The organism is Nonomuraea sp. NPDC049141, from assembly GCF_040648415.1.
Taxonomy (GTDB): Bacteria; Actinomycetota; Actinomycetes; order Streptosporangiales; family Streptosporangiaceae; genus Nonomuraea.
Genome location: NZ_JBEZDR010000026.1, coordinates 1 through 24479 on the forward strand (window position 1 = coordinate 1; position 24479 = coordinate 24479).

Annotated in this window: 22 protein-coding genes and 1 pseudogene; 10 read left to right on the forward strand and 13 right to left on the reverse strand. The window is 69.6% G+C overall.

From position 1 onward, the window contains the following. Positions 1 to 118: 118 nt before the first annotated feature. The gene (gene folP / locus AB0B91_RS51405; protein WP_358337834.1) at positions 119 to 1021 is read right to left on the reverse strand and encodes a dihydropteroate synthase; all 903 of its coding nucleotides are present in this window, start codon (positions 1019 to 1021) and stop codon (positions 119 to 121) included. A 244-nt stretch (positions 1022 to 1265) separates the two neighbouring features. Next, positions 1266 to 1619 carry a hypothetical protein gene (locus tag AB0B91_RS51410; RefSeq protein ID WP_358337837.1) on the reverse strand — a complete coding sequence of 118 codons (354 nt, stop codon included), beginning with the start codon at positions 1617 to 1619 and terminating at the stop codon, positions 1266 to 1268. Between the two features lie 236 nt (positions 1620 to 1855). Between AB0B91_RS51410 and AB0B91_RS51415 the strand changes: the two are divergent. Together AB0B91_RS51415 and AB0B91_RS51420 are read left to right on the forward strand one after the other, a co-directional pair. Next, positions 1856 to 2323, forward strand: a pseudogene (locus AB0B91_RS51415) (DUF5753 domain-containing protein); the annotation flags it as partial. Between the two features lie 19 nt (positions 2324 to 2342). Then, complete coding sequence (locus tag AB0B91_RS51420; protein WP_358337840.1) at positions 2343 to 2573, forward strand: DUF397 domain-containing protein; 231 nt, start codon at positions 2343 to 2345, stop codon at positions 2571 to 2573. 290 nt (positions 2574 to 2863) lie between these two features. On the opposite strand, the gene AB0B91_RS51425 is transcribed toward AB0B91_RS51420, so the two are convergent. Then, entirely contained in the window at positions 2864 to 3463 is a 600-nt protein-coding gene (locus tag AB0B91_RS51425) for a TetR family transcriptional regulator C-terminal domain-containing protein (RefSeq protein WP_358337843.1), read from the reverse strand. A 48-nt stretch (positions 3464 to 3511) separates the two neighbouring features. Here AB0B91_RS51425 and AB0B91_RS51430 point away from each other — a divergent pair, with 48 nt between their 5' ends. Continuing rightward, positions 3512 to 4483 carry a GNAT family protein gene (locus tag AB0B91_RS51430; protein ID WP_358337846.1) on the forward strand — a complete coding sequence of 324 codons (972 nt, stop codon included), beginning with the start codon at positions 3512 to 3514 and terminating at the stop codon, positions 4481 to 4483. A 94-nt stretch (positions 4484 to 4577) separates the two neighbouring features. Here AB0B91_RS51430 and AB0B91_RS51435 read toward each other — a convergent pair whose 3' ends face one another. The 4 genes from AB0B91_RS51435 to AB0B91_RS51450 form a co-directional block, all read right to left on the reverse strand. Then, a complete protein-coding gene (locus AB0B91_RS51435; RefSeq protein WP_358337849.1) occupies positions 4578 to 5558 on the reverse strand; it encodes an LLM class flavin-dependent oxidoreductase in 981 nt (326 codons plus the stop codon). Positions 5559 to 5702: 144 nt separating this feature from the next. After that, positions 5703 to 6239, reverse strand: a complete 537-nt coding sequence (locus AB0B91_RS51440; RefSeq protein ID WP_358337852.1) for a hypothetical protein — start codon at positions 6237 to 6239, stop codon at positions 5703 to 5705. Beyond that, entirely contained in the window at positions 6236 to 11275 is a 5040-nt protein-coding gene (locus tag AB0B91_RS51445) for an amidoligase family protein (RefSeq protein ID WP_358337855.1), read from the reverse strand. Before AB0B91_RS51445 ends, AB0B91_RS51440 begins: the two co-directional genes overlap by 4 nt. Before the next feature lie 19 nt (positions 11276 to 11294). Beyond that, entirely contained in the window at positions 11295 to 11681 is a 387-nt protein-coding gene (locus tag AB0B91_RS51450; protein WP_358337858.1) for a YbaB/EbfC family nucleoid-associated protein, read from the reverse strand. 79 nt (positions 11682 to 11760) lie between these two features. Here AB0B91_RS51450 and AB0B91_RS51455 point away from each other — a divergent pair, with 79 nt between their 5' ends. Continuing rightward, positions 11761 to 12066, forward strand: coding sequence for a hypothetical protein (locus tag AB0B91_RS51455; RefSeq protein WP_358337861.1), 306 nt, complete (start codon positions 11761 to 11763; stop codon positions 12064 to 12066). A gap of 20 nt (positions 12067 to 12086) precedes the next feature. Here AB0B91_RS51455 and AB0B91_RS51460 read toward each other — a convergent pair whose 3' ends face one another. Both AB0B91_RS51460 and AB0B91_RS51465 read right to left on the reverse strand, forming a co-directional pair. Further along, on the reverse strand, positions 12087 to 12758 hold the full coding sequence (locus AB0B91_RS51460; protein ID WP_358337864.1) for a ribonuclease HII: 672 nt from the start codon (positions 12756 to 12758) through the stop codon (positions 12087 to 12089). Between the two features lie 12 nt (positions 12759 to 12770). After that, a complete protein-coding gene (locus AB0B91_RS51465; protein WP_358337867.1) occupies positions 12771 to 13706 on the reverse strand; it encodes a LysR family transcriptional regulator in 936 nt (311 codons plus the stop codon). Positions 13707 to 13785: 79 nt separating this feature from the next. Between AB0B91_RS51465 and AB0B91_RS51470 the strand changes: the two genes are divergently transcribed. The 3 genes from AB0B91_RS51470 to AB0B91_RS51480 all read left to right on the forward strand — a co-directional run bounded on the left by AB0B91_RS51470 (position 13786) and on the right by AB0B91_RS51480 (position 19122). Continuing rightward, complete coding sequence (locus AB0B91_RS51470) at positions 13786 to 15072, forward strand: pyridoxal phosphate-dependent aminotransferase (RefSeq protein ID WP_358337870.1); 1287 nt, start codon at positions 13786 to 13788, stop codon at positions 15070 to 15072. Between the two features lie 141 nt (positions 15073 to 15213). Continuing rightward, positions 15214 to 15858: a GNAT family protein gene (locus AB0B91_RS51475; protein ID WP_358337873.1), complete on the forward strand. Its 645-nt coding sequence runs from the start codon at positions 15214 to 15216 to the stop codon at positions 15856 to 15858. 246 nt (positions 15859 to 16104) lie between these two features. After that, on the forward strand, positions 16105 to 19122 hold the full coding sequence (locus tag AB0B91_RS51480; RefSeq protein ID WP_358337876.1) for a BTAD domain-containing putative transcriptional regulator: 3018 nt from the start codon (positions 16105 to 16107) through the stop codon (positions 19120 to 19122). Between the two features lie 283 nt (positions 19123 to 19405). Here the strand turns inward: AB0B91_RS51480 and AB0B91_RS51485 are convergent, their stop codons facing one another. Next, positions 19406 to 20815 (reverse strand): class I SAM-dependent methyltransferase, encoded by a 1410-nt coding sequence (locus tag AB0B91_RS51485; protein WP_358337879.1) that lies wholly within the window; start codon positions 20813 to 20815, stop codon positions 19406 to 19408. Positions 20816 to 20952: 137 nt separating this feature from the next. On the opposite strand from AB0B91_RS51485, the gene AB0B91_RS51490 reads away from it, so the two are divergent. Then, positions 20953 to 21297 (forward strand): hypothetical protein, encoded by a 345-nt coding sequence (locus AB0B91_RS51490; RefSeq protein ID WP_358337882.1) that lies wholly within the window; start codon positions 20953 to 20955, stop codon positions 21295 to 21297. On the opposite strand, the gene AB0B91_RS51495 is transcribed toward AB0B91_RS51490, so the two are convergent. Both AB0B91_RS51495 and AB0B91_RS51500 read right to left on the reverse strand, forming a co-directional pair. Then, on the reverse strand, positions 21251 to 21841 hold the full coding sequence (locus AB0B91_RS51495; RefSeq protein ID WP_358337885.1) for a TetR/AcrR family transcriptional regulator: 591 nt from the start codon (positions 21839 to 21841) through the stop codon (positions 21251 to 21253). The genes AB0B91_RS51490 and AB0B91_RS51495 overlap by 47 nt on opposite strands. After that, positions 21838 to 22350 (reverse strand): GNAT family N-acetyltransferase, encoded by a 513-nt coding sequence (locus AB0B91_RS51500; protein ID WP_358337888.1) that lies wholly within the window; start codon positions 22348 to 22350, stop codon positions 21838 to 21840. Before AB0B91_RS51500 ends, AB0B91_RS51495 begins: the two co-directional genes overlap by 4 nt. Positions 22351 to 22410: 60 nt before the next feature. Here AB0B91_RS51500 and AB0B91_RS51505 point away from each other — a divergent pair, with 60 nt between their 5' ends. Beyond that, positions 22411 to 22875 (forward strand): helix-turn-helix domain-containing protein, encoded by a 465-nt coding sequence (locus AB0B91_RS51505; protein WP_358337890.1) that lies wholly within the window; start codon positions 22411 to 22413, stop codon positions 22873 to 22875. Positions 22876 to 22879: 4 nt separating this feature from the next. On the opposite strand, the gene AB0B91_RS51510 is transcribed toward AB0B91_RS51505, so the two are convergent. After that, positions 22880 to 23527, reverse strand: a complete 648-nt coding sequence (locus tag AB0B91_RS51510; RefSeq protein WP_358337893.1) for a VC0807 family protein — start codon at positions 23525 to 23527, stop codon at positions 22880 to 22882. Positions 23528 to 23692: 165 nt separating this feature from the next. Between AB0B91_RS51510 and AB0B91_RS51515 the strand changes: the two genes are divergently transcribed. Continuing rightward, complete coding sequence (locus AB0B91_RS51515; RefSeq protein WP_358337896.1) at positions 23693 to 24478, forward strand: SURF1 family protein; 786 nt, start codon at positions 23693 to 23695, stop codon at positions 24476 to 24478. Position 24479: the final 1 nt, after the last annotated feature.

Consider the following 24479-nt stretch of genomic DNA (forward strand, 5'->3'; position numbering starts at 1 on the left):
CCCCGCCCGTTTCCAGACGAAGCCGCCAGCCTGCTACCGGGCCTCCTGGCAGCTACCCGGACCGGACTCCCACCGGCAAGCGACGACGAGCTTACGAACAACAAGATCAGCCGCTACGTCACGGCTTCACCTCCGTTCTGCTGGGCGCACGAAAGATCGAAGTTAGCAGCGCTTCTACGTTTCTCATCGCGGCAACGTTTGCTTCCACGTCATGTACGCGCACAATGCGCGCACCCTGATATACGCACATCGTGTTAGCCGCGATTGTGCCCTCTTTTAGCTCCGCTGCTCCCCGCTCAACGTTCAGCGACTCTCTGATGAAATGCTTGTTGCTCACCGCCACCACGGTGGGAAACCCTATTGCCGTTATTTCTGCGAGTTTCCTGGTCAGCTCCAGCGAGTCGCTGGTGTTCTTGTTCAAGTCGTGACCAGGGTCGATGAAAATCTTTTCCGGCTGCACGCCGCAGTCCAACGCGTACGCCACGCGCTCACGCAGAAACGCCGCCACTTCCGCCGTCACATCCTCATAGCTAGGACGGGACACCGCACTATGCGGCCCCGCCAAGCTATGCGAGATCACCACACTCATGCCCGACTCAGCCACGAACTCCGCTATTCCCGGACTCCGCAACCCGTTGGTGTCATTCAGTACATCTGCCCCCGCTGTCCGTGCCGCACGTGCGACCTCGACCAAGTGCGTGTCTACCGAGATCACCGCATCCGTGATCTCACGAATACTGCTGATCACAGGTGTGATCCGCTCTATCTCCTCTTGTGCCGTAAGAGGCGGTTGATCAGCGCGGAAAGACCTACCTCCGATGTCAATCCACTCCGCTCCCTCTCCTAAAGCACGCTCCGCCGTCGCCACCGCATCGCCAAGTTCGATCGATGTCCGCGGATCCAAACCTGAATTGGGCGTACGATTCACGATCGCCATGACCACTACATGCTTGGAAAAATCAAACTCCCGCCTGCCGACCATCCGCTGCGGTGCGATCAATTCCGGGTAATACACTTTCACGGCTTTCCTTCTTTATTTTCTCTGGTCTCGATCTTTGCAAAGGCTAGCCCGCTGCCGCCAATGAAGACAACGAGTCAGCCGCCTGGAGGCCTTCTATCTCGGCTACGACTCCGCTGCGTGGCACACGTGGCAGCAGGAAGACGGCACGTGGAAACCCGAGACCTGGAAGTCCGGCTCGCCGAGCCGACATCAGGCTTACCAGGACAACCTTCGCGTCGTGGACGGGAGGAGGAACACCCACTGGCTAGACGTCGTCCGAGTGGATGAGCCTCCCCGAAGCGAACAGCGCATTTTCTGGCCTCCATCCCTGGCAGTAGTTCGGGTCGTCGACGAACTGCAGCGTCAGGGACCGAACATGCAGGCACGGCCATGCTTCGACGTTGATATCGCTGCCGAACCCTCCTTGGGGCATCTGCGAGCAGGCGCAGCACCCCGTGAACCACAGTCCTCGCTGCTCCACACGGCCGCCGCCCGAGAAGATATATGGGGCGCACATTCGCCGGGGCTCATGGACGACGAGTCGCTCAAACCCCGCCTCATCCAGCCGCTTCAGCAGAAAATCTAGCAGTTCCTCCACGAACGACTCAAAGCGCGCCACTTCGGCATCATCCCATCAGATCCACGGTGGCGGCCAACGATCTTGACCCGCGCCTAACAGCAGTTCAGCGCTTCGGCAAGGAGCTCGCCCGCGTTCGCAAAGAGGTTGCCATGACACAAGTCCGGCTGGGCAAACGCCTATGCCGCAATATCACCTCTCCCACCGGTCCCGACTGGTACATCCGTTGGACAGAGGAAATCGAGCCCTACGCACGTGTGCTATGAAGTTGGGACCCTCTCCAGATTCCCGGCATCCTCCAGACAGAGGCATACGCGCGAGCCGTCTTTCGCGGTGGCCTATTCGTTTCTGAGCAAGACATACAAGACAAGGTTGATGCCCGTATGCGGCGTAGGGGCATCCTCCTACGAGACAAGTCGCCCACCTTGCTCGTGATCCTGGACGAGTGGGTGCTTCGTCGCCCCATCGATGGCGCCAGGGTTATGGAGGAGCAGCTTGATTACCTGCTCACCGCTGCGGAACTCCCCAACGTGACGATACAGATCGTCCCCTATGACACCACTTGCACGACAGGCCTGATGTCCGCATTCATGATTGCCGAGCTTTCCGACACCCCGACCACTGTCTCAGTAGACTCCGCGGCAAAGGCGGAAGTCTCTGCAGATCATAAACTCGTTACTCTGACCTGGGACATCTATGACAAACTACGCACAGAGGCGCTCCGCCCCGGTCCGTCTCTAAAATAATCAAGAAAGCGCGGCACCAATGGAAGCAGCAGACCTGAGCGACATTGACTTGTCCGGGGCCGTCTGGCGGAAGAGTTCCCGGTCCGGCTCAAACGGCGGCCAGTGCGTCGAGGTCGCAAGCAACATCCCCGGAATCGTCGCTGTCCGCGACAGCAAGGACCGTGGTGGCCCCGCACTCACCTTCACACCCGGTGAATGGAGAGCCTTCTTTTGCGGCGTCAAAGACGGCGAATTCGACCAGCTGGGCTGACTGCCCCCGGTAGCGCGCCTCTCATCTTCCGCTCCCGATTGGCTGGCCCGCTACCGCGCGACCCGGCCCAGAGCCGAACGCAAGCGCGCATCTGATGGAGCGACGGCACGGCGGACGCCGCGCCGTGTCCGGGGCACGATCAAAATCGACGCTGGCTTCTCCCTGCCGGCAGCTGCTCTGCCCGTGCCGGCCCGTTGTGCGCGGTCGAGGCCGGCTACGTACAGGTCCTGGTCGCAAGTTGCCCATCTGTCCGTGAACATGAGGCCGAAGTGATCCGCGACACATGCGGCTTACAGATCCCCCGCTGTGGTGGCGAGCGTGGCCAGGTAGCCGTCGAGGAGGCGGATCTGCCGCTGAGGCGGGAATTCCTCCGCGTCGAACAGCGCCTGCACGATGAGGCCGAGCGCGAAGGACTGGATCGCCACCGCGAGATCGTCCGGATCCGACGGCGGCAGCTCCCCCAGGCGCTGCGCCGCCTCCACATGGTGGCGGATCCGTTCGCGTGATCGCGCATAGCGGGCCGCGTGCCCGGCCGCGAGGTCCGGGTCCGCCATCGCGGCGTCCCACGAGCCGACCCAGATCCGATTGTCCGCGGCTGTCTGCCTCGTCAGCGGAAGGATATCCATCAGCACCGCGCGCAGGGCGGCGAGCCCTTCGGGCGCGGTACGTCTCGGCCGTGCCGCACGGTGCTCGTCCAGCAACGTCAACGCATGCGCGACCAGGTCCTTCTTGCTCGGAAAGTAGTGCGTGAGCAGTCCGGTCGTCGCGCCCATCTCGGCGGCGACCGCGCGCAGGGTCAGGCCGCCGAACCCGTACGTGGCCAGCACATGCCACACGGCCGCTGACACGTCGCGGCGGCGGGCGTCGTGATCTCCCTTGTGGCGTGGCATGCCGACAGGATACGTTCGCAAAACATCCGTTATGTGAATGGGGGTTCCATGTTCGCCACCCCGCTGCGTGGCAAAGCCGAGCTGCGTGCGCTCGAGCCGCATCATGCCCAAGAGTTCTTCGCCCACCTGGACCGTGCCCGCACGCACATCGCCCCCTGGGTGGGCACGAGCTTCGTCGCGGGCGATCTCGACGCCGCGCGGGTGGTGCTCCAGCGCTACGCCGACGGCCAGGCCGCCGACCGGCAGCGCCTGTACGGCATCTGGCTCGACGGCACCCTCGTCGGCGGCACCATGTTCGTCACCTTCGACCCCGCCCTCGGGGTATGCGAGATCGGCTGCTGGCTCGAGCCCGCAGCGGAGGGGCACGGTCTGATCACCCAGGCGGTCCGTACGATGATCGACTGGGCTTTCGGGGTACGTGGGTTGAGCCGCGCCGAGTGGCGCACCTTGTCCGGCAACGTGCGCAGCATCAACGTGGCCAAGAGACTGGGTATGAGCCTCGACGGCACGTTGCGGCAATCCGTCCCGGGCGCCGACGGGCTCCGGCACGACAAGCAGGTCTGGTCCGTGCTCGCCACCGAATGGCCGCAATCCGTCCAACCGGATAGAAGGGGCACCAACGTCGAGCCCGAGCTCGACCAGCTGATGCGCGCCTTCCTCAGCGCGTTCACCAACACCGGCGGGCGTCGGCCGAACCTCGACGTCATCCGTGAGGTGTTCATTCCAGAAGGAACGATCATCAAGAACGTCGGGGCCGAGCCCGTGATCTACGACCTCGAGGCGTTCATCGAGCCTCGGGAGAAGATGCTGACCGACGGGACGTTGACCGAGTTCTCCGAATGGGAGGTGGCCGAGCGGACCGAGATCTTCGGGGCGATCGCGCACCGGTTCAGCGAGTACGGCAAGTCCGGTTTCCTCAACGGAGAGTGGTTCGAGGGCTTCGGCCGCAAGACCACCCAGTTCGTACGGATGCCCTCCGGCTGGAGGATGAGCTCGATGGCCTGGGATGACGTGCCATGACCTGCTGCGTTTATGACGGACGCGACAGCGGCCTGCCGCCATCCACCCAGAACGGCCATCGGCTCGCCTTTGACCGGCCCCGGCCATCTTCCGCTCAGCCGGTGATCTGCGGCAACACCTCTGCCCCCAGGCGATGGATGTTCTCCAAGGTGCGCCGGTGGTCGCCCATCCCCTCGACCATCAGGATGAGGTGCTGAATTCCCGTCGCTTCAGAGGTGCGCATGATGGACTCCACGCATCGATCCGGCGAGCCGACCGGGTGGACGCGTGTCAGGAAATCTACGTATGCCGAAATATCCCGTGATGGCGGTTCTCTGTTGTCTATCGGTACATAGCCGGCAAGGCCGGGCCGTAGCCAGCGAGGCAGGGACTCCGTTAAATCGCTTCTGGCTTGGGCGGTGGAGTTCGCCACATGGGCGACGGCCGCCGCCATGTGAGTTTGGGTGGCGCCCCCGTAAGACTCGTACATGGCGATCATCGACTTCTTCTGCTCGTCGTCGATGTGCATCCCGAGCAGCATCGGCAGGTCACGTTTCGCGGCCAGTGCCACGGTCGGCGGTGAGGTGCAGGCCAGGACCGGGCGTAGCCGGGCCGGTGGGACCAGCGGGACTTCGCGGAAGCTGAAGAACTCCCCCGCCGCCGACACCCGCTCCCCCGAGAGCGCGGCCAACAGCACGTCCAGCGACTCCTCGAAGCCTCGCTCGAAGCGCGCCAACCCGGTGCCGAACACCTCCAGGTCCACCCACGGGCCGCCCCTCCCGATGCCCAGCGTGAACCGGCCACCCGACAGGTGGTGCAGCATGGCCGCCTGCTCGGCCAGCGCGACCGGATGCTGGGTGGACAGGACGCTGACGGCGGTGCCGAGACCGATGTGAGTGGTCCGGCCTACCGCCACGGCCGCCAGTGTGGTGGCCGAAGGGCAGACGCCGTACGACATGAAATGGTGCTCGGCGATCCAGGCATCGGCGAACCCGGCCGCCTCGGCCGCCACGATGAGGTCGAGGGCGTTCTCCAGCACCTGCTCTGATCTCTGGTCCGGAAATCGGGCCACGATAAGAAATATCCCGATTCGCACCCCACCGATGATGACTCACCAAGCGGGACTAATCGAAGAGGCTCGCCTGACCCTCGCCCACCGCCGGATCCCGGTGCCGTTTGAGGTGCCGCCAGCAAGCCCAGAGCGCAGGCGAATCCCTCTGATCTCAACTCCGTACAGGCGCTAGGGGGAGTCCTGGAGCATCGCGACCCGGATCGTCCCGGCGGCGTGCAGGCTGGTCAGGAGCGTCCAGTCGTCCGCCGGGTCCAGCCATACCTGAAGCCCCTCGGGGCCGCGCGGCCGGGGCAGCGACCCGGCCGGCTCGTAGAACGACGTGACCAGCACCAGCGGCACGGGCGCGGCCCACTCCTCCGGAGCCGGCGGCACGTGCCTGCCGCTCAGCAGCACGGCCCGCTCCTCGGGCGTGCACTCCTCCAGCGGCCCGGCCGCGGCCAGCTCCGCCTGCGCCCTGACCTGGGCGTCCAGCGCGATCCGCGCGCGCGCCTCGCGTCGCTCCTCCGGAGTGCCGAGCGCGTCGTAGCCGGGCCTGAGCGCGCCGACCAGCGCGTCCGGCTCGTCCGCGTACGCCCGCGAGCCGCCGCCGGAGAAGATCATCTCGTACCGGTACAACGAGCCGTCGCCCTTGACAGGCATGGCGGGCGGCCGGTCCGCCGCCGAGGTGTTGCGGATGACGACCGCCGCGCGGTTCGCTTCACTCATCGCCACCAGGGATCTTTCGGCTTCTCGTTCCATCGGGTGATCGCGAACAGGGCCGTGAGCTGCGCCTTGTCGGCCGCCCGGTGGTAGAGGTGGTCGGCCAGCTCCAGATAGGACGAGTAGTCCAGGCGCCTGCGGTGCTCAGTATGGTTGCCGGCGACATCCTTGACGTCGTGGTTGAGCGGGAACTGGTCGTCGCCGAGCCGCAGCGCCAGCCCCACCGTTCCCAGCGCCAGTTTGATCTGCGTCTGGATGACGCCGGGGTCCAACGAGCCGTCGGGGAGGCGGACCTCCGTGTGGTCCGTCCGGCCGCCCTCGACCGATTGCACGTTGATCACGGATTCGCGCTCGAATTGCGAGCTCACCAGCTCGTCCAGTGTGACGTACCCGGCGGAGTCCAACATGTTGGGCTTACAGTAGACGAGCCCCCGGTGGTGGCCCTGCTCTGGGTTCGTCATCAGCCGTAGGAACGTGTCGAAGTAGTTTCTGTTCACCAGCCTCAGCAGCCGCTGGTAGAAGGCGGGGATATGGTCGAACACGGAAGTGTCCACGTGGATGTGGCCCCCCGTGCTCCCCGTCGCCACGCCGCCGTGCGACTTGATGATCTCGCACACGAGCTGGATGCTTTCCCACGTGCGCGGCGTGTCGTACAGCGGCGGTGAGACGAGCTCTCCGGCGACCGATACGTCCTGTTCCAGCCGCCAGCCGTTGTCGCCCTCGTAGTAGCCGCCGTCGTGGCCGGTGTGGTAGGGGTGTGTCCACGGATCCCGAGTCAGCCCCGCGTCGTACAGGTCGCGGGCGATGGCCTGGTTGATCGCGTCCTGGTGCGGCTTGAGCGACTCGGGCAGGTCGTACTCGATCTCCCGGCCGAACTTGAGCCCGGTCCCGGGCGCGGCCAGTCCGCCGGTGGCGTCCTCGGTCAGGTAGGGCACGACCGGCTCGCCGCGCTCCGCCCGCGCGAACGCCTCCGCGAGGTCGCGGTCGAACGCCTCGGGGTTCCACCGATAGGAGACCTCCGGCTCGCGGGGCCGGCCGTCCCAGGCGCGGGCGCGGGCCTCCAGCGCACGAGCGTGCTCCGCCTCCAGGTCGGAGACGAGGTCGCGGGCCCTCACCGTCGACGCGCCGGATGCGGCAGCGTCACGGGCGGCCGCCTGGCGGAGCTGGTCTGTGAGCGCCTCCTCCGCCAGGCGCATCAAGGTCGGCGTGCAGTGGTACGGCTCCGCCGCCGGCGCCCGGTAATAGGAGTTCAGCCGGTGGGCGAGGTCGGCCCGGTCGGCGGCGCCGGCCGGGTCCAGCCCGCGCTCCTCTGCCCCCCTGAACACGTGGGCCAGCCGCTCGACCGAGTGCTCCAGGCCGAGGTCGCCCGCCAGCTTCCGCAGGGGATCGAGGACCCACGCCGGGGCGTCGCCCTGCGAGCCCACGATCCGGTCCATGCACGCCAGTGCATTCGTTGCGGGCTCGCCGAGCCTGGTCCCGTACCGGTCGGACACCCGCAGCCTTGCCCAGGTGTCCGGAGTGGTGTCCATGTATCCCCGCAGCGCCTCCACCAGCGCCGCCCGGTCAGGAGCGCCTACCGGGTCGAAGCCGAGCCGCTGCGCGCGCTCGGCCACGTGAACGAGACGACCGATCCGGTCACCGAGGCCCAGTTCGCGCGACAGTCCGAGCAGAGGGTCCAACGGGGGACGCGGCGCACCGTCGCCGACGATGACGCGGTCCATCCGGCCCAGGAGCGCGGCCTTCGCCGGGTCCAGGCACGCGGCGGGGAATCGCTCGTCCATGACACGCACGTCCCAGCCGTCCATGTCGCGTTCGCGGTGCCGCGTGAGGCTCTCCACGAGCTCCGCGTGGGTCGCCGGCCGTTCCGGGAGGGCACCGTGCGTGTCCACCTCCACGAGCATCTCGGAGAACGTCCGGAGCGCGTGCGAGAATCCCGCCTCGGCCGCCAGGTTACGCAGCCGACCATCGGGCCCGACCGAGCGGAGCGCCCGGTCGGTACGGCTCATCGCCCGCGCGGCCGGGTCGCCGAGCCCGGCGATGGCGTACTCGTCCGCGATCCGCAGCCCGTCCCACAGCTCGGAGTCGATCTCCCGGGCCCGCTCCAGCTCGCGCACCAGGTCGTGCCGCCCTGCCACGCCCTGGACGTCCACGCCCCTCGCCTCGGCGTCCAGGAACAGGCGCCCTACGTGATCAAGCGAGTGGAGCCCGAGGTCCAGCTCGAACGTGAGGCTGCGAAGCTGGTTGACCCTGATCTCGCGGGTGGTGCCGTTGGTGGTGCCGATCGCCAGGTCCATCCGGCCGAACGCCCGCGCGATCGGGAGAGAGGGGCGCGCGAGCTCCCCGTTGGCGAGCCACAGGCCGGGAAAAAGCATGGGGTCCGTCTGCCGGTACAGCTCCAGCCGATCGACCAGGTCCGACCTGTCCGTTGCCCCTGCGGGATCGAACCCTTGCCGCTGCGCCTCGTCGAAGACGCGTACCAGCCCGTCGAAGGCGCCAGGCAGGCCCACGGTACGCGACAGCTTGTGGACGCTGGTGACCATGTCTCTCATGGTGGGGTCATGCATGGTGGCGGTCACGGTGTGGGCCATCGTCCCCAAGGTATGGGCGAACGCCTCGTCCGGCACCTCGATCCGCAGCCTGCCCGCGACGCGGCGGCCCAAGGAGGTCACGTCGGGATCCAGGGGCGGCGGGGGTGTGCCGTCCCGGTTGATGAGCTGGTCGATGCGGCCCCTGCCCGTGCCGTCGCCGTCTGCGTGGTGAGCTCCGGCGGGCGCGCCCTCGCGCGGTGCGGGGGCCCCGTCATGGGCGTCGGAGGCGCGGGCCGGAGGCGTGGTGCGCTGGCCGCCCGCAGCGGAGTGGGGCTCGGTGTGCCGGTCACCGGCTGGCGGCGTGGTGCGCTGGTCGCCGGTGCGGGCGGGTGGGGCCTCGCGGACGCCTCCGGGCGGGGTGTCGCGGGCGCCGCCTCCGGGAGCGGTCTCCCCGCTGGCACCGGGGCGGGGAGCGGGCGGTGCCGTGCCGATGGGGACGACAGGCCCGTCCTGGGCCTGGCCGGTCCGGGGGCCGACCGCGCCGTGCCTGTCACCGGTACGTCCGGGGACGCCCTCCTGCCCGTCGCCCACCCGTCCGGCGGCGCGGTCGGCGTTTTCGGGCTGCGCCCTGTGGCCGGCGTCCTGGGGCTGCGTCCTGTGGTGGGCGTCCGGGGATTGCGCCCTGTGGTCGGCGTCCTGCTGTGAGTCCGCCTGGTAGGGGAGGCCGTCCTGCGCGTCCGGGCCAGGCGGTGGCGGGGTGGGCGGCACGTACGGCGTGCGGAGCGGGAGGTCGTAGAGGGGCAGCGGGTGCCCTGGCGTGGCGTTCGACGCGCCGGATACGTGGCCCAGCACGCCCGCCTGGCCGTGCGTCACCGCCGCGGGCGCCGCACGGCCGCCGTTCACGACCGCGCCCTCGGCCGAGCCGTCCCCCGCATGGACTATGTGGCCGCTCACCGGACCGGGGAGCAGGTGACCCGCCCCGTCCGCCACACCGGACACCTGGTGGACCGCCTGGCCAGGCGCCGGGTGTGCCGTCTGGCCCGTTGCCGCACCGGACACCTGGTGGACCGCCAGTCCGTCTGCTGGACCGAGCGCCGGGCGAGCGACCCGGCCGATCGCCTGGGCGTCCCCGGCCGGACGCGCGTCCCTCGGGCCGATCCGCTGCTCCGGCCCGCCCGGAGCCTGGGGTCTCTCACCGCTCAGCACCACCTGGGTCGGCTCGACGACCCGCCGCGGCTCGGAGCCGTCCGCGGTTCTGACCCCTGCGGCCTCTCCGCCCGGGCCGCGCCCCTGACTGTGCGTCAGATCGTGCTCCGGGCCGGCGGGGTGCCCGCCGGGGAGCGGGTCCGGACCGGCGGGGTGCCGGGCGGAGGACAGGTCCGTGCCGGTGGACCGCCCGCCCGCGACCGGCTCGGCGCCGTGCACCAGGTCCGGCGTGTCGCCGGCCCCCAGTAATGCGATGTGGCCCGACGGAGGAGGGGCGGGCGGGGGATGACCGGACAGGGAAGGAGCAGACGGGGAATGGCCCGACGGGACCGGCCCGGCCGTGAGCTCGCCGGCTGGCATGGGCATGTAGTGGGTCCGGGCGCTCTGCGGGATGTCGAGGCCTCCGGCCGCGCCCGCCACGAAGGAGTAGAACAGGTGCGCCGGGTCGAGCTGGTCGCTGAGGGCCAGCCCGGGTATCGATCCCACGGTGCCCGACACGCCGCCGACCAGCGCCCGCCCGTAGACGCTCTGCGCCATGGCCGCGATCTGGTCGCGCACCCCCAGCTCGGCCCGCGACACGATGAACACCAGCTCCCGGGTGGCCAGGCGCGACAGCCCGAAGTCGACCCCGGTGAACACCAGGCCGGTCAGCGCCCCGTTGCCCAGGGACAGCAGCAACGAGTCGAGGTCGAGCTTGTCCCGGTTGCCGAAGAGGAGCTGCGCCGTCTGCACGGCCAGGTCCAGGCCGCCCATCACCGCGGCGAAGCCCAGCATGTTCATCAGCAGCCGCCACTTGAGCGCCTGGATCGACATCCGGGTCATCAGCGTGCGCACCTGGATCAGCTTCAGCACCGACGGCCCGTACAGGTACACCCACACCAGCAGCCGGGCGATGGCCAGCGCGAGCAGCGCCAGCGCCGCGTACTGCATCCATTGGGTGTGCTCCATGTCCTCCGCGTGGTCGCGCAGCCGCCGGGCCTCCTGGCGGATGGCCTCTTCCACCCACTTCAGCAGCGCGTCACCCTCCAGGTTCGCCAGCTGAGGCGCCGTCTGCCCGTCACCGGCGAGCAGCTTCAGGACCCGCTGGAACGCGTCCTTGGCGGCGCCGTCCCACTCCGAGCCCTTCAGGTAGCGCAGCACCGGCTCGGCGTCCTCGACGCGGATGGCGGCCAGCTCGTCGGCCAGCGCCTCCAGCGCCTCGGCCTCCCGCACCAGCGCGTCCGGAACGGCCTCCGGGAACGCGCCGGCCGTCAGCGGCAACGCCAGATGCCTGACCAGCTCGGGGACCAACCCCAGATCCAACCCCATCAGCCGGCTTCCCGGACCGTCACGCGCCCGGCCCGCGCCGGTCGGCGCCTGGTAGGAACGACTCGAAGCTCGTGCCCTCGCCGAACAGATCCTCGAACGGGACGTCCTCGGCGACCATCGGCCCGGCCAGGGTCCTGAGCTCCGCGGAGACCTTGTGAGTGGCGATGGCGGCCTGCTCGACGACGCACGCTGCCAGCTCGGTGGGCGTCCGCTCGCGGTACACGCGGGGATCGAGGTCGACGGCCCGCAGCTCACCCCGGGGTCCGACGGTGACGGTGACCATCCCGTCGTCGGACTGCGCGGAGCCCGTCAGGTCGCGCACCTTGCGGTGCATCTCCTTGACCTGTTCGGTCTGCCGATCGACTTCCTGGACGAGTTGTCGGAGCAAATCCCATGAATCACTCATCGTCGCATCAACCCCACGAAGCCATCAGGACGCTCGCATACTATCGATCAAGTCGGTGAGTCAGGGAGGGTGCGGCCGGATGGAACTCGACGGCGCCAGCTACAGCGCTAGCCGGATCAAAGGGCTGGCGGGGGCGATGAGCGATCTCGCGGACAGACTGCGGGGCGTGGAAGACCGGTACGAGACGCACAAGGAGGCGGCCCGCAAGGCGCTCGGCGACGACGACTACGCGCGCGCGTACTGGCAGGCGAACGGGCAGCGGCTGGAAGCGATCGGCACCGCCCTCAAGCTCCTCACCCAGGCCGCCCAGCGTGAGGAGGAGCGCCTCGGCAGCGCCGCCGCCACCTACCGCTCCACCAACGACGCCAACGACGCCAACGGCTGAGCGTCCCGGCCGATCGCCGGCTAACCGAAGAGGGTCGCCTGGCCCTCACCCACCGCCGGATCCCGGTGCCGTTTGAGGTGCCGCCAGCGCGGCAGGTCGTCCAGGTAGGACCACGACAACCGATGGTGCTCCGTGGGCCCCAGGCGGGCCAGCGCCTCCTGGTGGACCGGTGACGGATAGCCGGCGTTGTCCGCGAAGCCGTACTCCGCGCAGCCGATCGTCCCCATGTAGGCGTCGCGCCGTACCTTGGCCAGGACCGAGGCGGCCGCCACCGAGATGCTGGCCGAGTCGCCCTTGACCTCAAGGCGTACCGGCCACGGAGCGCCGATGTAGTCGTGCGAGCCGTCGAGGATCAGCGCGTCGGGCCGCAGCGGGAGGGCGGCCAGGGCGCGGCGGGCGGCGCGGCGCAGGGCCTCCGTCATGCCGAGCTCGTCGACCTCGGTGTGGGTGGCGTCGCCGAAGCCGATGCCGACCGCCCACGACTCCAGCGCGGCGGCCACCGTCCCGCGCTTGACGGCCGACAGCTGCTTGGAGTCCGTCAGGCCGGCCGGCGGATCCGACAGGTCGGTGATGACGGCGCACACCGTCACGGGGCCGGCCCAGGCGCCCCGGCCCACTTCGTCGAGGCCCGCGACCGTGGTCGTGCTGCGCTGGGCGAGCAGCAGGTGCTCGATGTCGTACGAGGGCGCCATGGGCACCAGACGTTATCGCTCCGCGAGGCGTACCGGATCCAGATCGGCGGCGAGATAGCGCGCCGCGACGTGGATGGCCCGCAGGGTCACCGACACCGAAGGGCGATGGACGCTGGAGCCACGCGCGACGGCCAGCACCTCGCGGCCCACCGGGTTGCCGGCGAACTGGCGGACCGCGATGCCGCGGACGCCGGCGGCCAGCGCGAGCGCGGGCACGGCGGCGATCCCGATGCCCTTGGCGACCAGGGACAGGATCGTGCCCAGCCCCTCGAACTCCCACGGCGTCGGCCTGGTGCCGCCCACGTCCACGAAGAGCCGGTCGACCGCGAGGCGCGACGGCTCACCGTCCGGGGTGGCCATCCACGGCTCGTCACGCAGCTCGCGCAGGTCCAGGGGCACCTCGGGGTCGGCCAACCGGTGCTTGCGCGGCACCACCAGCACCAGCGGGTCGTACAGCAGCGGGAACACCCGCAGGCTGTCGTTGTCGCCGACCCGCCCGTACCAGTCGTCCACGAGCGCGATGTCGACCTCGCCCGACTGCACCTCCCGCATGCCCCGACCCGAACGGCTCTGCCCGAGCCTGAGCGTCAGCTCGGTGTAACGACGCAGCGAGCGGGCGAGCGCGGGCGCGAACGCGACCGCGGCCGTGGGGAAGGCGGTCAGCACCACCCGGCCGGACGGCGAGGCCGCGTGGGCCGAAAGGTCGGATTCGGCCTCCTCGACCATGGACAGGATGCGCTCGGCGTGGGTCACCAGGCGGCGGCCCGCGTCGGTCAGCTCGGCGCTGCGCGCGGTCCGGTCGATCAGCGCGGTTCCGGTCTCACGTTCGAGGGCGACCAACTGCTGGGACACGGCCGAGGGACTGTACCCGAGCGACTCGGCGGTCGCCGCAATGCTGCCCCGACGGGCAAACTCGCAGATCAACACCAAACGCCGTAATTCGAGCATCGGACTTCCTTACGCCTACCCACAAAAAGCCTCGCTTGTGCTGATGCCTTCATCAAACCACGCTGGGAACGTGACAACCATGACGGTTACCCTCTCCGCCACGCTGGCGGCCAACGAAGAGATCGACCGAAGACGACGCGCCGGGCAACGGGTGCTGCACCTCGCCTTCGGTGAGGCCGGCCTGCCCGTCCACCCGGCGCTGCGCGACAAGCTGGTCGCCGCATCCGAACGCAACGGCTACGGGCCGGTCGCGGGAGCGGCCGACCTGCGGAGCGCGGCGGCGGGCTACTGGACACGACGGGGACTTCCCACCGACCCCGAACTGATCGTCTGCGGACCCGGCAGCAAGTCCCTGCTGTACGGCGTGCTGCTGGCCATCGGCGGCGACATCGTCCTGCCCATGCCCAGCTGGGTCAGCTACGCCGCGCAGGCCGACCTGGTCGGCGCCCGCCCGATCCTGGTTCCGCCCCCGGCGGGACAGGGCGGCGTACCTGATCCGGAGCTGGTGACCTCGGCCGTGCTGCACGCTCGCGCCCAGGGCAGGACCGTCAGCTCGGTGCTCGTGACGCTGCCCGACAACCCGACCGGGCGCCTCGCCTCGTCGGAGACCATCCAGCGACTGGTGGAGGTCGCCCGCGAGCTCGACCTGTACATCATCTCCGACGAGATCTACCGGGACCTGCTGCACGACCCGCTGCTCCCGTTCACCTCGCCCGCCGACCTGGCGCCCGAGCGCACGGTCGTCACCACCGGGCTCAGCAAGAGCCTGGCGCTGGGCGGCTGGCGGATCGGCGTGGCCAGGCTGCCCGACGAGGCGTACGGCATGCGCGCCCGGCTGCTCGCGGTGGCGAGCGAGATCTGGTCCGCCCCGGCCGCCCCCGTGCAGGAGGCCGCCGCCTACGCCTTCACCGACCCGCCCGAGCTGGTCGAGCGCATCGTGCGGAGCCGGAGGCTGCACGGAACGCTCGCCCACGCGGTGCGGGACAGGTTCGTGGGGATCGGCGCCTCGGTGCCCACTCCCCAGGGCGGGTTCTATCTCTATCCGGACCTGAGCCACCTGCGGCTCGGCGGTTCGGCCGAGATCACCCGCGTCCTGCTCGACGACCACGGCATCGGCGTGCTGCCCGGCCACGCGTTCGGCGACGATCCCAGCGCCGCGCGGGTGCGGGTCGCGGTGAGCCTGCTCTACGGCGACACGTCGGAGGAGCGCCTGGCCGCGCTGAACAGCCAAGATCCACTCCAACTCCCGTGGATCGCGGCCAATCTCGACCTGCTGTCGATGGGCTTGACGGAGCTCTCGCTGCGACGGCTGAGCCCGGTGCGTGAACTGCACCCGGCGCTCGTGCCGACGCCATGTCACAGTTAGGCGAAACTTTGTCCACGGGCCGGTGCGGTGACCCCGCAATCGGCCCGCTGAGCTGCATAAACACCCGGGTTGCAACAAGCTGCAAAGAATGCTGGACGAGAGCTGTTCTCCGGCATACCAAGCAGCCTCCATCATGTGCTCATGCCCGCTCTTGTCACCCTGTCCGGGCGCCTCGTGCGCCTGGAACCTCTCAGCCTCGCGGTGATCGACGACCTCGTCGCCGCGGCGAGTGAAGACCGCTCCACGTATGCCTTCACCCGTGTCCCGGCCAGCCGGGACGAGATGGTCTCCTATGTGGAGGCCGCGCTGGCTGAGCAGGCGGAGGGCCGCACGCTGCCCTTCGCCGTCCGGTGGCTACACACCGACCGAGTCGTCGGTGCCACCCGTCTTATGCACCTGGAGTACTGGCAGGGCCCCATGCCCTGGCCGCCGGGTACGCGGGGCGCGGTGGGCGAGGTCCCGTCCGTGGCCGACATCGGATACACCTGGCTGGGCGCGTCCGCCCAGGGCACGGGTGCGAACCGGGAGAGCAAGTTCCTGATGCTCTCGCACGCCTTCGAGACGTGGAACGTCCACCGCATCACGCTCAAGTCAGACGTCCGCAACAACAGGTCGCTGGCCGCCATAGCCGCCTTGGGCGCGCATTTCGACGGGATACGCCGGGCGGAATGCAGGGGCGCCGATGACACCGTCCGAGATACGGCGTTCTACTCGATCCTGAACTCTGAATGGCCCGGGATTCGAGAACGTCTGGCCCAGAGGCTCGGCCTCGCCGAAGCAGCATAAGCACCGTCCGCCAAGGCCCCGCCGTACGGCGGGGCCTGTGTCTTGCGTATATATGCCAGGGTCATGGCCGCCCCCGTGTAATTGGGGCCATGTCGCTGCTGACTCTCAGGATCCATCGCCCGACTCAACACTCGATTAACGACCGATCAACGCTTCGGTTAACGAATGGGCGGATGCCTATGTGTTGGGCAAGGATGGACCTATCATTTGGTAACAAATCTTTCCATTGCGTTGGAGACAGGCGACATGGCTGGTCAGAGCTTCGAAGGCGAGCTGAGGTTCGCCGTGCTCGGTCCCGTCCGCGCGTGGCGCGATGGCAAGGAAGTCGACCTGGGCACTCCACTGCAGCGTTCCATTCTCGCCATGCTGCTCCTGCGGGAGGGTCGTGCGGTGACTCCGACCGAGATGATCGACGCGGTCTGGGGTGAGGAAGCGCCGCCGCGCGCCCTCGGCGCCCTGCGTACGTACGTCTCCCGGCTGCGCACCGTCCTGGAGCCCGGCAGGGCCGCCCGCTCGCGACCCGAGCTGCTGACCTCCGTCGGCCGCGGGTACGCGCTGCGACTGCCCGAAGGATCCCTTGACCTGACCCGGTTCGAGCGCGTCACCCACGAGGCCGAGGCCGCGCGCCGGGCCGGCAAGCCACGTGAGGCCGCCCAGGCTCTGCGGGCCGCGCTGTCGCTGTTCGAGGGCGAGCCGCTGGCCGGAGCCGTCGGGCCGTACGCCGAGCATCAGCGCGACCGGCTGGTCGAGCGCCGGATCAGCGTGGTCGAGACGCTCATGGACCTGGACCTGGAGCTGGGCGAGCACGCCGCGGTCGTCTCCGAGCTGATCGCGCTGACCGCCGAGCACCCGCTGCGTGAGCGCCTGCGCGCCCAGCTCATGCTGGCCTACTACCGATGCGGCCGGCAGGGCGACGCGCTGGCCGTCTTCACCGAGACGCGCGAGGCGCTGATCGAGGAGCTGGGCATCGAGCCCGGCCCCGAGCTGACCACGCTGCACCAGCGCATCCTGGCCGCCGACCCCACGCTGACCGTCGCCGAGGTGGCCGAGGAGGAGGGGCCGCGGGAAGAGGAGGAGCCGACGCTCCACCTGCCGCGTCCCGCACAGCTGCCCGCCGCCGTGAACGACTTCACCGGGCGTATGGAGATCGCCGGGCGGCTGCGTACGCTGCTGGCCTCGCAGTCGGCCGCCGAGGGCGTGCCGGTGGCCGCGATCTGCGGGATCGGCGGGGTGGGCAAGACCACCCTGGCCGTGCACGTGGCGCACGCCGCCGGCGACCTGTTCCCCGACGGCCAGCTCTACGCCGACCTGCGCGGCTACACCGACGAGGCGACCGGCCCCGAATCGGCCCTGGGCGCCTTCCTGCGCGCGCTGGGCGTCCCGTCCGACGTCATCCCCGAGCGCCTGGCCGAGCGGTCGGCGCTCTTCCGGTCGCTGCTCGCCGAGCGGCGCATCCTCGTGCTGCTCGACAACGCCCACGACGCCGAGCAGGTCAGCCCGCTGCTGCCGGGCTCGCCGGGCTGCGCGGCCATCGTCACCAGCCGCCACAAGCTGGCCGACCTGCCCTCTGCCCGGCTGTTCGACCTGGATGTGATGGAGCCGGACGAGGCGCTGACGCTGTTCGCCTCGGTGGCCGGGGCCGCGCGGGTGGCGGCCGAGCGTGACGCCGCCATGGACGTGGTCGCCGCCTGCGGGTTCCTGCCGCTGGCCGTACGGATCGTGGCGGCCAGGCTGGCCGCGCGGCCCTCGTGGACGGTCGCCTCGCTGGTGCCCCGGCTGGCCGACGAGCAGCGCCGCCTGGATGAGATGCGCGTGGGCAACCTCGCGGTCGAGGCCACGTTCGCGCTCGGCTACGGGCATCTGGACACCGCCCAGTCCCGCGCGTTCCGGCTGCTGTCGCTGCCCAACGGGCCCGACATCTCGGTCGGAGCGGCGGCGGCCGTGCTGTCGGCGAGCGTGTTCGACACCGAGGACCTGCTGGAGTCGCTGGTCGACGCCAGCCTGCTGGAGGCGCCCGCGCCGGGCCGCTACCGCTTCCACGACCTGCTCAAGCTGTTCGCCCGCCGGACGCTGGAGAAGACCGAACGGCCGCAGGCCCGCACGATGGCGCTGCGCCGGCTGCTCGGGTTCTACCTGGCCTCCGCCCAGTCGGCGCACCGGCTGGCCTACGAGGGCAGCATGATCGCGGACAACCTCCAGGTGGACGGCAGCGGGCTGTCGTTCAACTCCGTCGGCGAGGCCGTCGCCTGGCTGGTCGCCGAGGGCGACTCGCTGTTCGCCGCGATCAACCAGGCCGCCGCCACCGCCCGCGCCCCGGAGCCGCTGCTGCCCGCCGGCGACCTGTTGGTGGCCATGGAGCCGCTGCTGGAGTCCGGCACCCACACCCGCGAGTTCGACCAGGGCACGCGGGCCGTGCTGGCCACCGCCAAGCGCATCGGCGACACCGGCAGCGAGCTGCGCGCCCGCTACGTGCTCGGCCGCGTGCTGTTCGCCAGCAACCGGCTCAGGCAGGCCGAGGAGCAGTTCAGGATCGTGCACGAGCTGTCGGTCGAGCGCGGGGAGAAGGTCGTCACCGGTGAGGTGATGAACGCGCTGGCCGTCGTCGTGGGCCGGCAGCGCCGCCACGCCGAGGCGCTGACGTGGTTCGACTCGGCCATGCGCTGGTACCGCGAGAACGGCGTACCGGCCGGCGAGGCGCTCGTGCTCAGCTACTCGGCCCGCGACCACCTCGGCCTCGGCCGACCTGAGGACGCGATCGCCGCGGCGGAGAAGGGCCTGGCCATCTTCACCGAGATCGGCAGCGGCGCCGGCACCGCCCGCGCCCGCTACCACCTGGGCATCGTCCTGTCCCGGGTGGGCCGCATCGCCGAGGCCGTCCACCACCACGCCGAGTGCCTGGCCTTCTTCCGCGCCAGCAAGCAGCGCGTGTGGGAGCAGCGGGTCTGCTCGCGGCTCGCCGAGACGTTCATCGCCGCGGGGCGCTACCCCGATGCCGTACGGCATGCCGAGCAGGCCCTGGTGGTGTCGAGGGAGATCGGCCATCCCTATGGCGAGGCACTCTCACTGATGGTGCTCGGAGAGGCGCTCAAGGGCATGGGCAGCGCCACGAGGAGCCTGGACTGCCTACGGCAGGCCTTCGAGATCTTCTCGATGCTCGGCGCTCCTGAGGCGGAGGACCTCAGGGCCCGCCTCGGCGACACCCCGGTCGTCGATCCCGCTGTCGGTGATGCTGATCCCGTTGTCGAGCCCGTCGTCGAGCTCTGAGTACAGCTCGTCGTCCAGACGTGTCATCCACACATGGTTGATCAAGGCTGTCCCTTTGGGAGTCACGGAGCCCCCGTGATCCATACAGTGCCGCGATTGCTAGCCCGGCCGGTCATCTGACCGTCACGCGTCGCTAGGGGGCCCGGTTTTCCGGATGCTCCGCGTAACGGCTAGCCGCCTCACATCGACGACCGGCCGGACCCGACACGAGCCTCGAACCCCCCGGGCTCGTGTCTTGGTGAGAAGCCTCCACCCGGGCGGTCAACATCCGATCAACGGGCGATCAAAGCAGGAAATAACCCTCGGCGATCAGCGGCCGGATGGCGTCGGGGTGCAGGATCTCGCCGTCGCCGACCAGCTCGGCGATGACGTTGAGCAGCGGGCCGAGCGCGAGGTCGCCGTCGCAGACGCCCGCCAGGGCCGCCTCGACGGTGCCGACCTCCCTGCTGCGGCGCAGGCCGTCCGTCTGGCGCAGCACGATGCGCATGGGGTCTTCCGCGCCGGGCAGGCCGACGCGCTCGTCCAGCAGGCCCGCCACGGTCCGCAGGTGCGCCGAGTCGAGGAAGCGCACCCGGTGGGCGGTCGCGATGGAGTCGAGCACGCCGTCGACGTAGTCGCCGACGGGCAGCGTGACCTGATGGGTGAGCTGCTCCACGCGGACCACCGGGTCCAGGGTGCCCGCGTTGCGCATGGTGATCCAGCCGAAGCCGATGCCCCGCACCTTGTGCTCCTCGAACCAGGCCAGCCAGCGGTCGTAGTGCGCGGTGTAGCCGGGGGTGCCCTGCACGGCGGCGTCTCTCAGCCACAGCTCGACATATTCGGCCGGGTCCTGCACGTCCCGCTGGACCACCCAGGCGTCGCAGCCGGTCTCGCCGAGCCAGCCGCCGACGCGGTCGCGCCAGTCCTCGTCCTCGACGTGCAGCCAGTTGGCCAGGAAGTGGGCCTGGCCGCCCGGATTGAGGAAGCGGGGCGTCTGCCGTACGAGGTCGCGGCAGAACGCGTCGCCGTCGGCGCCCGTTTCGCGATAGGTCAGCTCGCCGCCGGGTGAGATGACGAACGGCGGGTTGGAGACGACGAGGTCGAACAGCTCCCCCTCGACCGGCTCGAACAGAGAGCCGGCGCGGGCGTCCACGCCGTCGATCCCGGACAGCCGCCAGCTCAGCCGGGCCAGCTCCAACGCGCGCGGGTTGAGGTCGGTGGCCACGATCTCATCGACGCGGTCCGCCAGGTGCAGCACCTGCACGCCGCAGCCCGTACCGAGGTCGAGGGCCCGATGGACCGGGCGGCGGGTGACGAGCTGGGCCAGGTTGGCCGAGGCGCCGCCCGCCCCCACCACGTGGTCGGGGCGCAGGGCCGGACCTCCGGGCCGCACCTTGCGGTCGGAGACGACGTAGCCGCCGGTCTCCCAGGGCTGGAGATGCACGGTGGCCCGTACGCGGTCACTGTCGGCGGCGACCAGGCCCGATGCGCAGGCGTCTTCGAGAACCGTGGCCGGGAACCGCGCGGCCGGGACGTCGGCACCGAGCCACCAGAGCCGGATCAGGGCGGCCAGCGGGTCGTCGTCGGCCGTGGCGCGCAGAGCCGGGACCAGCTCCTCGCGGGACAGGGCCGAGGCCGCCATGGCCCCCAGCCGGTCGCGGACGCCGTCAATCGTGTAGCCGGTCTCGAGGAGGTGATCGCGCAGTCGTTCCACGAGGCCATCCTTTCACCGCAGAATCCCGCGCATGATCCGATACCTACAGTAATCATACTGTTACCGAAACATCCAAGCCGTTTGCAAGCGGCGAACGATACCTCTAAGGAGACCCACGTTCGAAGAGGAGCGGATCCATGCAGATCCCTTGCCTGGCCTGCGAGTCCCGTTTCTGGCCCGACGACTACTTCCGCGCCTGCTCCGACTACAACCGCGGGCTCGACCTCGTCTCGTGGACCTGCCCCAACTGCGGCAACCGCGACGACCTGCGCGTGCTGCCAGGAGAGCTGGGATTCGGCTACCCCTGCCGGGGCCGGTTCGACGTGCACGCCCGGGTGCGCGTGCCGGGACTGCGCAGGCAGCGTGGCGACCTGCGGCTCGACATCTCGCTCGACGCTGCCTGCTGGCGGGTGCCGTCCCGGATCAGGGCGGTCTCTAGCGCTGGCGCAGGCTCTGCCAGGCGGCCTCACCGAGGCCTTTGATCTCTTCCTCCGTCGGCGTGTGGGCGCCGGCGAACCACAGCCGGCACATCTCCTGCGCCGGTCCGAGCCACAGCACGTAGCACATGGTCGGGTGCACGACCTGGAGCTGGCCGTTCTTCATATGCGGCCGCCACCAGTCGGACACCTGACGGAAGAAGGCCCGCCTGGCCTCCGCCACCTCGGCGCCGCCCGGCTCGGTCTTCCGCGGCGGGCGCTCGCTGACCAGCAGCCTCGCCCGCTCCGGGTGCTCGCCGGCCCAGCGCATGTGGAGGGCGACAACGGCCTCGATGCCGTCGCGGGCCTCCTGGTGGTTGACCAGTTCGGTGAGGAAGGCCGCCTGGTAGGCGGCGAGGATCTCGGCGTACAGGACGCCGAATACGTGTTCCTTGCTGGCGAAGTGGTGGTAGAAGCTGCCGACGCTTACACCGCTCTCCTCGCGGAGGCTGGCCAGCGTGGTGGCCGACACCCCGTCCTGGCTGAATCGGCGCAGGGCACCTTCGATGATGCGGGTGCGCCCGTCGCGTCCGTTCTTGGCACTCTTCACACTGTCAATGGTGTAGCACCAGAACCTTGTTCCGCAAATACCCCCGCCTGTTGGATCATAGCGGTCACCGCGACCGACCCGGAAGTCACCTTCATCTGGGCGTCGGGCCAGAGCCTGCGGATCATCCGGAGCACCCGCCTGTTCTCGCCCAGCACGTCCATGCCGACCGTCTTCGCCCCCCGCACCGCGGCCCTGAACAGCAGCGTGTTGATCAGGTGCGGCCCGAGCCCCTTGCCCTGCCACTCGTCGGCGACCACGACGGCGATCTCGATGTCCGTTGCACCGCCCCGGTAGCTCATGGCGTGGCCGATGATCTCGCCCTCCAGGGTGGCGACCAGGGCGTCCCTGCGCTCGTCCACGGCGATGAGCACACGCACCAGGCTGGCGGCCGGGGTGCTGAGCCCGGTGAAGAACCGCAGGCTCTGGGTGTGCAGCGACAACCGGGTGAGGAAGCGCCGGATCCGCTCGTCGTCGTCGGGCCGGGCGGGCCGGATCTGAGTTCCGAACATAGACTCAGCTTCCTCTTCTTCGCCTGGGTCTGTCAATTGAACTCAGGTATGATGTGACGCATGAAGTTGGCTTTCCAGGTGAACAACTGCTCCATCGAGCGCACCCTGGACATCGTTGGCGAGAAGTGGACCTTCCTCGTGCTGCGCGAGGCGTTCCGCGGCGTACGCAGGTTCGCCGACATGCAGGTGGCCACCGGCGCGCCGCGGCAGGTGCTCAGCGCGCGGCTGACGCGGCTGGTCGACGAGGGCTTGCTGCGCAAGGAGCCCTATCGCGAGCCCGGCCAGCGCCAGCGCGACGAATACCGGCTCACCGAGAAGGGGCTCGACCTCTATCCCCTGCTCGTGGCGCTCATGCAGTGGGGCGACAAATACCTGGCCGACGACGGCCCACCCGTGGTGCTGACCCACCGCGACTGCGGCGGGCTCATCGAGCAGCACTTCCGCTGCGCCGAGGGCCACGAGGTCGCGGGGCCCCGCGAGGTGACGGCCCTGCCCGGCTCGGGCGCCGAACTGAAGACCGCGTAGCCCCTCAGGCGTCGCGCTGGAGGGCGCGCAGGCAGAGCCGGAAGTCGATCAGCGTCAGAAGCGCCGCCCCCGACAGCAGCACCGCGACGGCCGTGGTGCGCACGATCAGGTACGTCTGGATCGTCTGGCTGAGCAGCAGCCAGAGGCTGAGCGAGGCGTTGCCGAGCTGCGCGCATCCCCACACGAGCGACTGCCTGGCGAAGAAGCGCCGCATCACCGGCCGCTCGATCACGTGCTCCGGCAGCGGCACGAGATCCTCCGCCACCCGCTGCGCCAGCGGCCTGCGTACCCGGGCCGTCGCCAGGAACCCGGCACTGGCGCAGAAGACGCCCAGGGTCGGCTGCAGGAAGAAGATCACCGCGCTCCCGGACAGCAGGGCCAGCACCGCCCTGACGGTGACCGTGCCCGCGGCCAGCAGCACCGCCCCCGGCACCGCCCGGCGCCTGGCCAGCCGCCAGACCACCCCCGCGTACACCCAGGCCACGGCCACCACGATCCCGCCGGTGATCCCGGAAATGATCATCCCGACGTAGAAGACGGCGACGGGCAGGATCATGCCCTCGAGCACGCGGGGCACGGCATGGCGCACCATACGGCCGAACCGGGGCAGCTCGAACGCGGGCGCATCGGACGGCGCGGCAAGCACGGTCATATGGCTTTTGAGGCGCTCTCTGGAGAGGGGAGCTCAGGGGACGAATCCCGACCGTACGCGATGAAGTGGCTTTCGGTAAGAGTTTCGACCAGATTGCGATTAGGTCACTTTCCGGCGGACCGAGCCAGGTGAAGGAGCATCGGCCTGGGTGCCTAGGCTTGAGGGGTGTACCGGTTCCTGCTCACGCCCCGCTGGATCGCGCTCCACATCGTGGTGCTGCTGGTGATCCCGGCCTTCGTGTTTCTGGGCCGGTGGCAGTTCGGACGGTTCGAGGAGCGCTCCGCCAACAGCACACAGGTCACCGCGAACCTGGCGGCCGATCCCGTGCCCGTCGAGAGCCTGGTGAGCCAGGGGCTGAAGGAGTCGGACCGGTTCAGAGCGGTCACGGCGTCGGGGAGCTATGACGCGGCTCACGCGCTGGTGGTGCGCAGACGGCCCCAGGAGGGCCAGCTGGGCTTCTACGTGCTGACCCCGCTGGTCACCGGTCCTGGCAAGGCCGTGCTCGTCAACCGGGGATGGGTGAAGGCCGGGGCCACCGCCGACGCGCCCCCCGAGGTACCTCCGCCGCCGACAGGTCAGGTAACTGTCACCGGAAGGCTACGTCTCAGCGAGACCGAGGAGACGGCCGGGATCAAGGACCGCGCCGGTCTGCCGGCCGGCCAGGTGTTGCTCATCGACACCGGAAAAATAGGCAAGGCGCTCCCGTACCAGCTCGTGGGCGGTTATGTGGACCTGATGAAGCAGCAGCCGGAGTCGGCGGCCGCGCCCGTGCCGGTGCCCGCGCCCGACGTGGGCGCCGGAGGCGGCCTCAACCTCGCGTACGGCGTGCAGTGGTGGCTGTTCATCGGCGTGGCCGTAGGCGGCTGGTTCCTGCTCATCCGGCGCGAAGTGGCTGACAGGAAGGCCGAGGAGGACGCGCCGGTCCAGGAAGTCCGCGCGCCCAGCACTTAAG

What these genes read in the sequence shown, in the direction of transcription:
- AB0B91_RS51420 (WP_358337840.1), top strand. Translation starts at nt 2,343, where the DNA reads ATGGAAGCAGCAGACCTGAGCGACATTGACTTGTCCGGGGCCGTCTGG.
- AB0B91_RS51425 (WP_358337843.1), bottom strand. Translation starts at nt 3,463, where the DNA reads ATGCCACGCCACAAGGGAGATCACGACGCCCGCCGCCGCGACGTGTCA.
- AB0B91_RS51430 (WP_358337846.1), top strand. Translation starts at nt 3,512, where the DNA reads ATGTTCGCCACCCCGCTGCGTGGCAAAGCCGAGCTGCGTGCGCTCGAG.
- AB0B91_RS51440 (WP_358337852.1), bottom strand. Translation starts at nt 6,239, where the DNA reads ATGAGTGAAGCGAACCGCGCGGCGGTCGTCATCCGCAACACCTCGGCG.
- AB0B91_RS51445 (WP_358337855.1), bottom strand. Translation starts at nt 11,275, where the DNA reads ATGGGGTTGGATCTGGGGTTGGTCCCCGAGCTGGTCAGGCATCTGGCG.
- AB0B91_RS51450 (WP_358337858.1), bottom strand. Translation starts at nt 11,681, where the DNA reads ATGAGTGATTCATGGGATTTGCTCCGACAACTCGTCCAGGAAGTCGAT.
- AB0B91_RS51455 (WP_358337861.1), top strand. Translation starts at nt 11,761, where the DNA reads ATGGAACTCGACGGCGCCAGCTACAGCGCTAGCCGGATCAAAGGGCTG.
- AB0B91_RS51460 (WP_358337864.1), bottom strand. Translation starts at nt 12,758, where the DNA reads ATGGCGCCCTCGTACGACATCGAGCACCTGCTGCTCGCCCAGCGCAGC.
- AB0B91_RS51465 (WP_358337867.1), bottom strand. Translation starts at nt 13,706, where the DNA reads ATGCTCGAATTACGGCGTTTGGTGTTGATCTGCGAGTTTGCCCGTCGG.
- AB0B91_RS51470 (WP_358337870.1), top strand. Translation starts at nt 13,786, where the DNA reads ATGACGGTTACCCTCTCCGCCACGCTGGCGGCCAACGAAGAGATCGAC.
- AB0B91_RS51475 (WP_358337873.1), top strand. Translation starts at nt 15,214, where the DNA reads ATGCCCGCTCTTGTCACCCTGTCCGGGCGCCTCGTGCGCCTGGAACCT.
- AB0B91_RS51480 (WP_358337876.1), top strand. Translation starts at nt 16,105, where the DNA reads ATGGCTGGTCAGAGCTTCGAAGGCGAGCTGAGGTTCGCCGTGCTCGGT.
- AB0B91_RS51490 (WP_358337882.1), top strand. Translation starts at nt 20,953, where the DNA reads ATGCAGATCCCTTGCCTGGCCTGCGAGTCCCGTTTCTGGCCCGACGAC.
- AB0B91_RS51500 (WP_358337888.1), bottom strand. Translation starts at nt 22,350, where the DNA reads ATGTTCGGAACTCAGATCCGGCCCGCCCGGCCCGACGACGACGAGCGG.
- AB0B91_RS51505 (WP_358337890.1), top strand. Translation starts at nt 22,411, where the DNA reads ATGAAGTTGGCTTTCCAGGTGAACAACTGCTCCATCGAGCGCACCCTG.
- AB0B91_RS51510 (WP_358337893.1), bottom strand. Translation starts at nt 23,527, where the DNA reads ATGACCGTGCTTGCCGCGCCGTCCGATGCGCCCGCGTTCGAGCTGCCC.